At 47.0% G+C, this 13,861-nt stretch carries 11 protein-coding genes, 1 tRNA gene and 1 pseudogene; 4 read left to right on the forward strand and 9 right to left on the reverse strand.

Annotated elements, in window-relative coordinates; genetic code table 11:
* Nucleotides 1–16 precede the first annotated feature (16 nt).
* The 6 genes and pseudogenes from KB236_08705 to KB236_08730 form a co-directional block, all read right to left on the reverse strand.
* Nucleotides 17–1,360, reverse strand: a complete 1,344-nt coding sequence (locus tag KB236_08705) for a glycoside hydrolase family 5 protein (protein ID UIF28618.1) — start codon at nucleotides 1,358–1,360, stop codon at nucleotides 17–19.
* Between the two features lie 23 nt (nucleotides 1,361–1,383).
* Nucleotides 1,384–2,595: an MFS transporter gene (locus KB236_08710; protein ID UIF28619.1), complete on the reverse strand. Its 1,212-nt coding sequence runs from the start codon at nucleotides 2,593–2,595 to the stop codon at nucleotides 1,384–1,386.
* Between the two features lie 18 nt (nucleotides 2,596–2,613).
* Nucleotides 2,614–4,626, reverse strand: coding sequence for a beta-galactosidase (locus KB236_08715; protein ID UIF28620.1), 2,013 nt, complete (start codon nucleotides 4,624–4,626; stop codon nucleotides 2,614–2,616).
* Between the two features lie 239 nt (nucleotides 4,627–4,865).
* Nucleotides 4,866–5,282, reverse strand: a complete 417-nt coding sequence (arsC, locus tag KB236_08720; protein ID UIF28621.1) for an arsenate reductase (thioredoxin) — start codon at nucleotides 5,280–5,282, stop codon at nucleotides 4,866–4,868.
* Between the two features lie 56 nt (nucleotides 5,283–5,338).
* Nucleotides 5,339–6,724 carry a branched-chain amino acid transport system II carrier protein gene (gene brnQ / locus KB236_08725; protein UIF28622.1) on the reverse strand — a complete coding sequence of 462 codons (1,386 nt, stop codon included), beginning with the start codon at nucleotides 6,722–6,724 and terminating at the stop codon, nucleotides 5,339–5,341.
* Between the two features lie 401 nt (nucleotides 6,725–7,125).
* Nucleotides 7,126–8,459, reverse strand: a pseudogene (locus tag KB236_08730) (replication-associated recombination protein A).
* A 322-nt stretch (nucleotides 8,460–8,781) separates the two neighbouring features.
* Here KB236_08730 and KB236_08735 point away from each other — a divergent pair.
* Entirely contained in the window at nucleotides 8,782–9,705 is a 924-nt protein-coding gene (locus KB236_08735; GenBank protein ID UIF28623.1) for a 3'-5' exoribonuclease, read from the forward strand.
* 26 nt (nucleotides 9,706–9,731) lie between these two features.
* Here KB236_08735 and KB236_08740 read toward each other — a convergent pair whose 3' ends face one another.
* From KB236_08740 to KB236_08750, 3 genes are all read right to left on the reverse strand, one after another.
* On the reverse strand, nucleotides 9,732–10,748 hold the full coding sequence (locus KB236_08740; protein UIF28624.1) for a hypothetical protein: 1,017 nt from the start codon (nucleotides 10,746–10,748) through the stop codon (nucleotides 9,732–9,734).
* Nucleotides 10,749–10,909: 161 nt separating this feature from the next.
* Nucleotides 10,910–10,981 (reverse strand) — tRNA-Arg (locus tag KB236_08745).
* A 46-nt stretch (nucleotides 10,982–11,027) separates the two neighbouring features.
* The gene (locus tag KB236_08750) at nucleotides 11,028–11,354 is read right to left on the reverse strand and encodes a hypothetical protein (protein UIF28625.1); all 327 of its coding nucleotides are present in this window, start codon (nucleotides 11,352–11,354) and stop codon (nucleotides 11,028–11,030) included.
* A gap of 145 nt (nucleotides 11,355–11,499) precedes the next feature.
* Here KB236_08750 and KB236_08755 point away from each other — a divergent pair, with 145 nt between their 5' ends.
* From KB236_08755 to KB236_08765, 3 genes are all read left to right on the forward strand, one after another.
* The gene (locus KB236_08755) at nucleotides 11,500–11,958 is read left to right on the forward strand and encodes a MarR family winged helix-turn-helix transcriptional regulator (protein UIF28626.1); all 459 of its coding nucleotides are present in this window, start codon (nucleotides 11,500–11,502) and stop codon (nucleotides 11,956–11,958) included.
* A 33-nt stretch (nucleotides 11,959–11,991) separates the two neighbouring features.
* Nucleotides 11,992–12,642: an NAD(P)H-hydrate epimerase gene (locus KB236_08760; GenBank protein ID UIF28627.1), complete on the forward strand. Its 651-nt coding sequence runs from the start codon at nucleotides 11,992–11,994 to the stop codon at nucleotides 12,640–12,642.
* Nucleotides 12,643–12,929: 287 nt separating this feature from the next.
* Nucleotides 12,930–13,502, forward strand: coding sequence for a M15 family metallopeptidase (locus KB236_08765; GenBank protein ID UIF28628.1), 573 nt, complete (start codon nucleotides 12,930–12,932; stop codon nucleotides 13,500–13,502).
* The last annotated feature ends 359 nt before the right edge of the window (nucleotides 13,503–13,861 follow it).

The raw sequence follows: 13,861 nt of genomic DNA on the forward strand, positions 1-13,861 counted from the left end.
GCAGAGCTATCATCTTCTATTCCAAGACCCGATTGCGTTGCGTATATTTTTGCATTAACTCTGCGTATTCAGTGTAAGCGTCACACTGGTTAAATTCAAAACTTGTGAGCTTAGACTTGAATGACTCGAAGCTCATCGTCTTTAAAAGTGGAATCAAGATACTCTCCTGTTGATAACGATAGAGAATTCCTCGTACTCTGAATTGCGCTTCATAATTCAAATCATCATCATGAAAATCAAATTGATCTGCAATGCCATCTACAATTTTATTTGCTTGGTCCATTTCCGCATAATGCGTCCACTTCTGATGAACTTGATCAACGAACTTCATCCATGGTGAATCCGTCTTTGGATGCGTTAAGCCCATAAAACAAGCATCTTTGTAGGCCCACAGACACCAAGAAATATGATGATTTTCAAACAAATCGACCGTATCTTCCAGCAATTCCATACTGAAGCCAACATCGTTAGCATCAATATCGTAGCCAGCCTCACCACAAATCAACGGATGATGAAGATCGTGCATCGTCGATAATAAGTCCACCAAACCATTATCAAATTCTTGTTTCCGTTCCGCGCGGTCCAAATCACGGTCGAGCAGGTTTTGCTTCCAGACTGTTGGGTAATAATGGAAACTCACAATCAGCTTATCATCCTTAATATCCTTAAGACCTGAGAAATCCATTGCGAAGTGATCGCTCTCCAAAATTACGGCATGATTGGTATCGCTCTTGCGAATGCTAGTAACGGCGTCTTGAAAGTATTCATTCATCGTGTCCCACGTCGCCATAGCGGGCTCATTTAATAAATCATAACCTAAAAGATAACTGTATTTGTGTCCAAATCGCTTTGCTATCTCCCCCCAGACACTAACCAATTGATTTCGTAACGCTTTGAATTCCCAAAATTGTGGAACTCCAGTCCGGTTGTCACTATGCCAATCCGGATTCTGACCACCTGGTGCCGTATGCATATCCAACATACAGAAGATATGGTACTGTTCACAATAATCCAGCAATCGCTGAACCTTTGCAAATCCGAATTTTTTAAATTCTAATGTATTATCGTCCATGAACAACCGATAATTAATAGGCACTCGAAGAAAGTTTACGCCCAGCTTCTTCAAGAATTTAAAATCGTCTTCACCAACGAAATTATCGATATAGGTATCTAAAAATTCATGACCTTTTCCTTTACCATAAGCACGGTCAATACTATTTAAAATCATACTCTGTGGTCCGGGCATTCCGATCATAAAATGTTCAATATTTAGCCAGGTTCCAATTCCTAGCCCCCGTAGCGTTAACGGCTCGCCCTTAAAGTACAATTGATCTTGTTTAACTTCGATATAATCAGTCATCGTAATTTCCTCCTAAACTCGCATCAATCTGTTACCTTTGCCGACAGTGGCTTGATGACAAAAAGCATTAAGATACCAACAATTACCAGAATCCAGCCAAAGAACAAGAACGTAAATCCTAAGTCACTGCTTGAATGGAACATGCCAATCCAGCCCAATACCAGTGGCGTCACGAAAGTTCCAATATTGCAGCCCACAATCATCAACGATGTCGCTAAGTTAAGGGAGTTCTTAGGAGCCACATCGGCAGCTAAATTAAAGACATAAGCCACCACAACCCCGGAAATCATACTGGTCAAAATAACTCCGGTTCCAATAATCCAAGCATTTGTAGACAAAGCAATCATCAACTGTGCAACCCCAGTTAAAGCAATCGTTATCGGCTCAAATGTAAACTTTAATACCCGGAGCATCGGGCCAAAGATGATCCCAGTCAGGATCCCAGCAAACTGCGCTAAGCTCAAAGCCGTGGCAATCGTTGCTAAACTTAAATAGTGATTCGTAGTGACATACTCTGTAATCCGCGTGTAAGAAGCGATAATTGGGATTAAGTAGAGAATACAGAAAATTGTCCAGAAAACGACTTTCCCATTTACACGTTGCTTTTCCTTTGTTTGCGGCCCTTCAGCAGCAGCTTCTCTGGCCTTGGCCTCGTCAGAAGGTTCCGGTACATAGATGGCAAAGAGGATCGTCAATAAGAATGCCAGACCATAAACCCAGAATGCAGCGTGCCAATTAAAAGAAACCAATAAAATTCCGGCAACATAGGTCGTCAGTGAACTTCCCAGCTTTTCACAAGAACTCCGATAGCCCATTAGGTTGGATCGTTCATGACCGGAGAAAAACATCCCAATCATACTTACCGCATATGAATTAACTAATCCAAAACCAACCCCGAGCATGAGTCGGGAAGCAAAGAATGCCCCATAACTAGTGACCAATGCTGGTGTAATACCTGAAAATCCAGCAATCAGTAAACCAACAATTACAGTTCGCTTGACCCCAATCCACTTAGCAACCCAAGTACTTAACAACGTGGCAAAGACCACTGAGATTGACGGTAACGTCTGCAATAATTCAACATTAGACCGCGCAACATTCGGAAAGGCTTTGAGCCAACTCGGAATTGTTGCCGCAATAGCTGAACCTGAAGTTAAAATAATCGAAACAGACAATAGTGATGTCTTCATCATCACAGAATATTTTTTTGGTTGCGCTTCAGTTGTTTCATCCATGATTTTCACTCCTTATTTTTAAATCGTTCGTCTTAAAATCACAACATCATAAGGCTTCAAGTCTAACTTAGCAGTTACTGGTTCCGTTGCCACTACTGGCGTTGCTTCCGGTGCCGGATTGGTCACAAATTGTGGTTGATCGCTCGTATTGATAATAAAAATAAATTGCTCGTCACTAGTCGCTCGCGTCGTTATCTCAACTGCCGGCGTTGCCTCTAATGGCAACCCAACAGTATTGTTCATTTGTTGCAGTAAGTAACTCAAGCCCGCCTGATTCAGACTGGCACCACAATAATAAGCGTAGCCTTGACCAAAATGATTACGTGTCAATGTTGCATAATCCTCGTAGAAAACATCACTAGAATAGTGAGCAAGTATCGTCGCTGTATCAGGAATCACTAAATCACAAATTCCCGTGGCTGATCCGATTTTCGTTTGATCTGGCGTTAAAACGCGTACAGTCTGTTGCGGACTACGTGCATCTCGCTCATCCACGTGGATTCCGAGCAACTCACGTAACGGGCCTGGGTAACCGCCTAAGTAAATATTATCTGTTTGATCGGTCATCCCAGAAAGATATGTCGTAAGGAAATTCCCCCCTTGCTTAACGTAATCGGTAATGTTAGTAACAAATTTCGAATTCAATAAGTAAAGTACCGGCGCTACAACCAACTGATATTTTGAAAAATCAGCCTCCTTAGAAACGACATCCACCGTCAGACCGTGGTTATAAAGCATCTGATAAAAACGTTGAACTTCCCGTACATAGCTAAAGTCTGCTAAAGGCCCGATGGCGTTCTCACTTCCCCAATAGCTATCCCAATCAAAAACTATCGCAACCTTAGCTTGGACATTTGCTTTCTGAAGAAGATTCGGCAAGGTTGCAATCTCTTTGCCAAGCTGTTGGACCTCTTTGAATGTCCGTGTTTTCACCGAGTCACTATGACTAAGTACTGAGCCGTGAAACTTTTCGGGTCCACTCCGCGACTGCTTAAGTTGGAAAAATTCGATGCTGTTAGCACCGTGGGCGATGGCCTGATAACTCAACATTCGCATTTCTCCAGGCTTTTTAAGTGCATTGTATGGATACCAATTTTGTTGATTTGGCGTCTGTTCCATCAGCAAAAAGGGTTGGCCCTTTAATCCCCGCATCAAATCGTGTTCTAAGGCATTATCACTGGCTGTATCTCCTGGCATAGGGTAGCTATCCCACGAGACAATATCCATTTCTGGGGCCCATCTAAAATAATCAAGAGCTTTTTGTGAACCAGTTAAGTTAGTTGTTACGGGATGAATATAATCATATTGCTTGATAATATCGCGTTCCATTTTATAGTTGGCCAACAAGCTATCCGACTGGAATCGTTGATAGTCCAGTGCCGCACCGTTAAGAACCGGCTTACCATTATCAAACAAATCAGTCGTCATCATCGGCGGCTCAATCTCAGACCAATCATGATAAGTATGACTCCAAACGTTGCTATCCCAAGCACGGTTGAGTTGTTTTAAATTTTTGTATTTACTTTGTAACCACGTACGAAATGCTGCTGCGCATTGATCACAATAGCAATATCCTTCGTACTCATTGGAAACGTGCCAATACGTTAGCTCTGGGCAATCCTTATATCGCTGAACCAACTGTGTCACTAGCTTTCTAGCCAGGCGTTTAAAATCTGGACTATTGGGACAGGCGTTGTGCCGTTTTCCCTGCTTCTGTTGGATACCATGTACGTCCACCCGGGCTACACTAGGATACTTATGAATCACCCAAGCCGGAATGGCTGCGGTCGATGTTGCCAACACAATCTTTATTTGATTACGTTCTAGCAAAGACACGATACGATCGAGTTGTTCAAAATTAAAGACATCTTCTTGTGGTTCCAGCAGTGCCCACGAGAAGACATTAATCGTCGCGACGTTAATGTCAGCCTGCTTTAATTTATCAATATCGTCCTGCCACGTATCCTCCGGCCATTGCTCTGGATTGTAGTCACCACCGAACAGAAAGGTGTCCTGTTTACTTTCATTCACACTGCATTCACCCCTAGCACTATAATTAAATTGCTTGTTTGGAAAGCGCTTTCAGTAATTATATTAGCATGTGAGCTACTCCCTGTAATTAAGGAGAATGCTGATAAAATATCATAAATTGAAACTCTTCTGTTTATCAATCCACATGAGATAATCTAATTCTTAAAAAATCGATCAAAAAAGACGACTTACTAAAATATAGTAAAGTCGCCTGTTCTTTTAACAACGTAACGTGCACATCAGTTAACACCTGTCTCAACTAAATTCCTTACCCGCTCCTCAACTTCATCGCGAACCTGACGGAAAACTGCCAGCACCGCCGCATCATCCCCTGTCGCCTGGGCGGGGTCTGGCAACGGCCAGTGGCGCTTGGCCACACTCGGCGGCGTCATTGGACATTTGTCTCGGGCATCGCCGCACAGGGTGACCACCAAGTCGCAACTTCTGAGATATTCAGGATCAATTAACGTCGACTCCTGCCGACTGATGTCGATACCCCGCTCTGCCATAACCTTTACGGCTAACGGATTAAGGCCGTGGCGTTCAATTCCCGCACTTGCGATCCGCCAATCCTGCGGCACTAACTGACGGGCGAATCCCTCCGCCATCTGGCTTCTGCAAGAATTACCGGTACAGAGAAAATAGAGTTGTGGCATCGTATAGCCTCCCAAAAGCATTTTGGCTAAAGTATACCATGTTCCCTTCCAATTCTTTACAACCGATTATCCCCCATCTCTCCGGCCCGTTCACTGGCCCAGCGCAGACGGCCCCAAACGATCCCTAGTACGAAGCCAATGAATGTTGGAACCAGCCAGCCAAGGCCCAAGCTCGCAAATGGAAGCAGCTGGTGATACGCAGTGAGCGTGGCCGCAACTGGTCCCCAACTTGTCACAACTTTAGGCGAGTTGGCCAACATATCCAGAATTGCTGGCACCACGGTGAAGGCAATCGTCAACTTGTATACCAACCCGGCATACGGGCGTTTGGCTACCGTCAACGATACCAGAATCAACGCCAAGGACAGTGGATACAGCAACATCAGCACGGGCAACGACCACGCAATGATCGTGTTCAGTCCGGCGTTGGCCACCAAGAACGAAACAAACGTGGTCACGCGTAACCAATTGAGGTAGCTGACCTTGGGAAACAGCTTATGAAAATCCTGAGCAAAGGACGTGACCAATCCCAGAGCCGTGGTGAAGACACCTAACGTCACCAGCACACCCAAAAAGGCCGTCCCAAAGCGGGTGAAGTAGTGGCCCACAATTTGTGAGAGGGCCACCGCACCATTGGCGGATAATGTTAGTTGACTGAGACTGAACGCCCCAAGGAGAACTAAGCCAAAGTAGATCAGAATTTCTAGACCAATGCTGAGCGTTCCCGCTTTCGCCGTTAATCTTGTCAGTTCACGGTCATGATAACCCAAGCCCCGAACCGCATGAACAAACGTCACACTCAACGCCAACAGCGCCACGGCGTCCACCGTGTTGTAACCTTCCAAAAAACCACTGATAGGCGCGTTGCTCTGGTAAGCCGCCGTCGCCGCATGGTCCAAGCCACCCATGGGGGTAATGAAGGCCACCACGAAGATGACGGCCAACATCGCCAGAAATCCCGCGTTCAAATACTTACCGACTACTTTAACCAAATTATTCTGATGCGTGGCTAGGCGGTAAGCCGCGCCAAAGAACAACGCGGTGAAGATTAACATCCCCACCGTATCGAATCGTTTGGGGAGAAAGGGTTGGAGCGCCATCTCATAGGCCGTGGCCGCCGTCCGGGGTGTCCCGAAGAATGGTCCAATTGTCAGATGAACCAAAATCAAGAATAAAGCCGCGTAGTGCCGGCCCACCGGTTTGGCTAAATCGTACAAGCCGTCACTTTTCGTCACGACAACCGCTAGAATCGCCAACAGGGGAAACAAGGACCCTGAGATTGCAAAACCCAGCGCCGCCGTGAACCAGTGACCCCCCGCCATTTGACCCAAATGAACGGGAAAAATCAAGTTGCCCGAACCAAAGAACATTCCAAAAATCAGCGAACTGACCACTAATAACTGACCCCAATGACGACGCGGCTTGCTTTCTGTCTGATCCATACTGATTCCTCCACAACTTTTTAGTTTAAACGTCAAAAGAGCCCTTCTCCCACTACGGGAAAAGGGCTCTACAAGTAGAACGGTACCACCTTTTTGAGGCAGTCGCCCACCTCACTCATCACGGACTAACATCCGCTAGCCAAGTAATGGTGGCCACCACGATTGCCTACATATCAGCATCGAACTCGGAATTGATGTTCACCGGCGCTTGCTGGTCACTTTTCACTCAACGTGACTCACTGGGCAACGCGACGCCGGCTACTACTTTCCTCAACGTTTTTAAATATTGTTTGTATTATAGTTGGTTGGAGATGATAAATCAATGGTAAATTTAATCGTTTTATAATTTATTTGATGTAGCCCCTATTCAGCTACAACGCCACGGACCGTTTATAAAACACTCAATCATCCGTCTGATTATTTTTTCGATGATCGCGCCGCCATTGCTTGACGTAATCCAGTCGTTTCTTAAAGAGGTTCTCCCGACCCTGATCCGTTGGCTGATAATACTCGTGACCCACCAGAGAGTCCGGCAGCGTTTGCATTGTCGTCAACTTATCCTTCGTATCGTGGGCGTACTGGTAGTCCTTGCCGTAATCCAAGTCCTTCATTAGCTTGGTCGGTGCATTTCGAATCTGGAGGGGGACCGGCTCATCGCGGGTTTCCTTGACATCACGTTTTGCCGCCAACCGCGCCTTATAAATGGCATTGGATTTGGGTGCCAACGCCAAGTAGGTAACCGCCTCCGTCAAATGAACGTCACACTCCGGCATGCCCAAGAATTGGCAAGCTTGGAAGACGTTCATGGCGACATTCAGCGCGTTGGTATCGGCCAACCCAATATCTTCGCTGGCAAACCGGACCAGTCGCCGCGCAATGTACAGCGGGTCCTCGCCGCCCTCCAGCATGCGTGACAGCCAGTAGATGGCAGCGTCCGGATCGCTATTACGCATGGACTTGTGCAGCGCAGAAATAATATTATAGTGCTCCTCACCAGTTTTGTCATAAAGCACAAACTTCTGCGAAATCAGCTGCTTCAGGTCATCCATGTTTACCGTCACGCGATCGCCTTGCTTATTACCATTGAGGACCGCCATTTCCAGCGTATTCAGCGCACTACGCGCATCCCCGTTGGCAAATTCAGCAATGGCACGTTGCTCATCCGCCCCAATCGTAACCTTACCTTTGAAACCCTCGGGATTGGCCAGCGCATTGGTGAGTATCTGCTCGATGTCTTCGGTCGATAGCGCCTTGAGCACAAAGACCTTACACCGCGATAACAGCGCGGAATTAATCTCAAACGAGGGATTCTCCGTAGTCGCCCCAATCAGAACGATGCTACCACGTTCCACGTAAGGCAGAAAGGCATCCTGCTGGGCTTTGTTGAACCGGTGAATTTCATCCACGAAGACAATTGTCTTTTCACCCACGGCGAGGTCGTTACTGGCCTGTTTCATAATTTTTTTATCTGACTGATACTGCTGTCAACCGCACTGAATCGTAGAAACTTTGCCTGCGTCTGCCGCGCGATAATTTCAGCCAGCGTGGTCTTACCAACACCCGGTGGCCCCCAAAAAATCATTGAGGACACCTCATCATTTTCGATCAGCTCGCGGAGAATTTTTCTCGGCCCTAATAGATGTGATTGGCCCACAAAATCAGCCAGTGACCGTGGCCGCACGCGGCTGGCCAACGGCGTATTCTGTTGATTGGCAAATAACGACTCCTGCTCCACGAGAATCACCACCTTTTAGGTCAATGATAACCCGTTTAGACGATTAACAAAAGTCATTAAAACCTGTCTACACCACCGACTAGCCAGCCAATTCGCTTAACCCCAACGTTAATTTCGTCCATACCACTTGCGTTCATGGCCCAACAATAATTTCTAAATTCTTGGTACACCATAGTCAGTAATCGGGTAACCATATTATCCCATCAGCCCACACTTAATTTCCTAGTATTTTGAGCTCATATCCCGTATGATAAAAGAAATCCAATAAGCTTAATCCGCTAAGAAATGGATAAAACCCACTTACAAAGGAGCCTCACACCTCATGGAAGACTACGTTGCCCTCGACATCAAAACTGCGAACTCCTCGCGCGCCGCGATCTGCGCCATTGGCCTCGCCCAATTCAAAAATGGCGAGCTGACCAATAGCCTCTACAGCCTCGTCAACCCGCACGAACCTTTTGCCGAACGCAACACCGCCAACCATGGGATCGATGCCGCGGCGGTGGCCCAAGCGCCGACTTTTCCGGAATTGCTGCCACTCTTGCATCGCTGGCTCGACCATCAACTCGTGGTGTCCCATACCAATTTTGATATTTCGGCACTGCGCCAAGCTCTGACCAAATACGCCCGGCCCCAGTTCACGTTCAAATACTTCGATAGCTACATCATCTGTCAGCAGCTCGTGAATTATTCTCAACACCGCTTAGCCGACATGGCCGCTTACTTCGGCATTCGCAATCCGCACGAACACCACGCCCTCAATGATGCCCAGACGTGCGGCCACATTGTCGCGGCACTAGTCAATCACCGACAGGCCCCATCACTCAACAGTCTCTTAAACAAGGCTGGCTTCCACCAGTTAGGCGTCTCATCTCAGTTGGAACAGAAAAAATTCCAGCGCACCAGCGTTCTAGACCTGATCGACATTGCTCCCGCGGTCAAGACCGCCGATTTCAACCGGTTCACGCCAGCCGCCCTGTTCTACCAACGAAACGTCGTCCTTACCGGTAAGCTTCAATTGATGACACGCGCCACGGCCTTTCAAAAGATCATTGCCGTCGGTGGGACGCCACAAGACGCGATTACCGATACGACGAATTTTCTCGTGGTCGGCCATACCAATCCACAAGTTGTCGGTGCCGATGGGAAATCCCCTAAGATTCGCAAGGCTGAGGAAATTAATAAGATTTTCCCAGTGATTACGATTATTGATGAATCCGACTTTCTTAAGGCAATTGCGCAATAAAAAAAACGAGAATATAACCCCGAACACTACCGTTTAACCGCATCAGTCTTTTTCAATAATGTCTGTAGATAATTCATAAAGCTCATTGTAGAAGATTCTTTTCCTTGTTTGCTATAGTGCTGAGATTCAATCAAGTTATCAACTAACTTTTCAACCTCTGGAATACTTCCAAAAAGCCCATCTCGCCGCATATTTCGGATAACATTCTGAGCCTTATCGCCCAATACGATCAAATGCTTAGGCTGGACAATCTGACACTCTTTAATAAAGAGCATCGCACTTTGTCGATACTTTTCCTGATTGTGCCGAATCACTTTTTCATACGCTTGTGCACTATCAAAAAATTGATCGGCATTTGGCTTGGTCAAATCGCGAACATAAACATTAATAACTTGGCTATCCTTGATCGTAATTGTGTTACGATCATTATTTTTGACCAAATTCTCTTTATACCGCTTGAGATATCCCGGATAAGCTTTAATCGCTAATTTTTTGATATTTTCGTCACTTTGATCAAGAAAGATCCCTGGATTCTTACTCTCCTGGCTGACAAAGTAGTCGGCATCAATATTGGCTGAGCTACTATCCACAGTATTTTTCAAAATATCTGTAATATAGCTACCGCGAAAGCGTTCGTGGTTTGTCATAAGAGCAAACTTATAGGTTGGTGTCTTAACTACCATATCATGGAATTGGCCCCACTCGTTATTCACTGCCTGCCCTTCTTTACGCTCGGCAATGTTCAGCGCTACAAACATGTAATCCGACTTGAATGGCAAGTCTTGTTTAGCAGGGTTGGTAAACACAGAATCATCAACGCTCAAATCAACTGACAAATACTGCCCAATATTATTTGGTGTCAATTTTACTGATCGCCTTTCCATTTCCTCTTTAATCTTCTCATTCTCAGGTAATTTCTTAAAAGAAACAATCGACCCACAATCTGACAAATATAGCATTCGCCGGTGCCCTTCTGTATCTGGTAACGAGAGTCCAACCTCCGTTTTCTTCAATCCCCGACAAACTTCTCCATTAGTTGGCATACGTATCACTCCTCTGACATTTCATCTTCTTTTAACGGACAACTTAAAATCTATCGCATCACAATTAAATTCCCGCACATTTTCATCCTAATCACTAACAACAAAAGAGCCGACAAGTTAGTCTCGCGACCTACTCATCGACCTCATCCAAGATATCCTATTGCGTCCCCGGGGAATCGAACCCCGATCGAAAGGACCGAAATCTCTCGTGCTATCCGTTACACTAAGGACGCCTAACATCCTTAGTGTAATCCAAAATTAGTTTTAACGCCAAATAATTTAACGCGCTCCTGAAGCTCGCACCGCTTCTTGTTCCAGATACAGCTCTAATTTATCCGCACTCTCGCGGAAATCCACGTTAAATGTAGTTCCTTGTGGGGTTACCGTGGCAGTCTGGACGCCATCAATATCCGTCACAATCAACGTTTCACCCTGCCAACTGGCGGTATCGTAGTGGCCATCCTCTACCTGATCCAAGAAGCCTTGAAAAATATCGAGCACCGCCTGGTTAATAATGTCATCTTCCGTACGGTCCTCGCCATGTTGTTTCAATTGTAGTTGGCGCAGCTGCACCTCGTCCATATCGGTTGGTATCTGAATAAACACTGGAATGCCTCCCATAATTAGTTTTACTGCTATTCTAGCACTTCCTGACGAAGAAACGAGTGCGAATGTTATCCTCTATTCAAATCTGGTGTAAACTAGGAGTAAGCAATTGTGATTACACTGACAACTACCTAGGAGGTGGCTCATGGAAGACTCGATACTAGATTTTACTACGAACCTGGCCATTCTCCATCGGCAATTTCAGCGAGCAATGAATCAGATTCTAGAGGCCGACGAGATGCCGGTCAACATTACGGAGTTTTACCTGCTGGTGCTGGTCTCCGAGACCAGTCACCTGAATCAGCGAAAGGCGGCTTGGACCATGGCCGTGGACGAAGGCCTGATGGCACGGATGGTCCAACACCTGGTCAAGCTTTCCTTATTACAAAAGGAAACGGGCCCTCACGATCGGCGCAACCGGCGTTTAAAACTCACCGCTGACGGTAAACGTATGGTCAAACAAGCCATTGAAGTCCTTCACGATTGGTGGGAACAGGTCACCCCAACCGACAGCGACTTCGACTACGCTGGCATTACGGCCCAATTACAACTACTATCAAGCCGCGTATTGAAAGACCAACAGACAGAACATGCACATTCGTAGATTTTTTTGATTTTCTCACCTGAGGAGGGATTCATGATGAGTAAAGCCATTACTATTGCAGAAGCCCAGCGTTATGACGCACACACGATCAACGAAATCGGTATCCCCGCATTGGTTCTCATGGAGCGCGCCGCCTTGGCCACCTTCAACAATCTATTAAATGATGATTTTGATTTAAGCCGCGTCGTGGTCGTTGCCGCCACCGGTAACAACGGCGGCGATGGTCTCGCGGTCGCACGGTTACTTCACATTCGGGGAATTGACGTGGAGATCTACCTGTTAGGCGATCCCGACAAGGCCACCCCACAGACCGCGCAACAATTAAAGATTGCCAATTACTACCACATTCCGTTCACCAACGATCTCAACCACGTAGTCAACGCCACGCTGATTGTCGATGCCATCTTTGGTGTCGGCCTGTCCCGTAACATCACCGGCAAATTCGCCGATGCCATCAACGCAATTAACGCCGCTGATGCCAAGACCGTTTCCATTGACGTGCCTTCCGGGGTCAACGCCGACACAGGGGAAGTCATGGGCGTCGCGGTTGTCGCCGACAGCACCACCACCATGGCCTACAACAAGATCGGTCTCCTGACGATCACCGGTAAGCAACACAGTGGGACCGTCCACGTTGCCGACATTGGCATTTACGCCCAAGATCACTTGGAGCACGCCCGTTAAAGTCGGTGAGCGAACCAACTCTTTCAGTTTAATGTGTGTTTATCACGCGTCCAGTGTAGACTAAGGGCACGAAAGTAGAGTGACTTTCGTGTTTCTTGACTGCGACCAGCATCCCCTCCTGAGGTGCTGGTCGTTTTTTGAACTGATTGGCGTTAAGCACCGCTAGCTATTGACTGGAGCACATTTCAACTAACCGTCATCCAAGTCCCAACCCGCCAAGCCATTTCACAAGCTTTTCTTCCACAGACCCGGTATACTAGGCTTAATACTATTGGGAGGTGCCCCACATGTCACAACTAGAAACTGGTTTCACCAACGTCCAAGCGCTGAACCCCAGCATTATTGTCGACCTGCGCTACGCCACCACGGATAATTTTACTCATCAAGTCATTTATGATTTCGCTACTGCCATCGCACGCACGGGTTCCGCTAAGAAGCTGGCCCGAGCCAGCGAACGACTCAACGAACAGGGTTACCGCCTGAAGGTCTGGGATGCCTACCGTCCCGTTGCCGCACAGGAGCGGCTGTACGACGTTTATCCCGACCCCTCATTCGTGGCCAAACCCAACCCGAACTTTTCCCACCAAAAGGGCGTCACCTTCGATGTCACGCTGTGTGACGCCGCGGGTAACGAGTTAGAAATGCAGACGGAATTCGACGACTTCACCATCGCGGCACACCGTGACTTCAACCGAACTCCACTGCAAGAAAAACACTATCAGATTCTCGATCAGGCCATGCAGGCCGCCGGCTTCTTCGGCTATGAAAACGAGTGGTGGGACTACCGCGACACCCAGATGGACAGCTACCCACCGGCAACCGCGGACCCCAATGATTTTCAAACCGCTGAACACGCCTAATTACGCAAAAATTGGAACTTGCTCACTATGAGCTGGTTCCAATTTTTTTGTGTTATTTATCTAAAAGTTGAAAGTTTACAAACAAGCTCCGGTCCCCAACTGACAAGGTTTATCGCCATTAAATTAGTCATTACCGCCACCTGCGGCTGCCAGAGATTCCGGCGGGGGACCGCCTGTGGCCTGAGAAGCGGTCCTCCGGCTCGGTTTGAAGCCTGACAAGAAACGTCAGTCTCCAAACACGTCCCGCGCTGTAAGCTGACTCAGGACGTCAGCTAACACCGCTGTCACGGCTACCTCTATCTCTGACTGCCTCCGGTTACGATGAGTGAAAGCCACTAAACGTGCTGTGAAATCGCTGG

This window comes from Levilactobacillus brevis, from assembly GCA_021383565.1.
Classification (GTDB): domain Bacteria; phylum Bacillota; class Bacilli; order Lactobacillales; family Lactobacillaceae; genus Levilactobacillus; species Levilactobacillus brevis_B.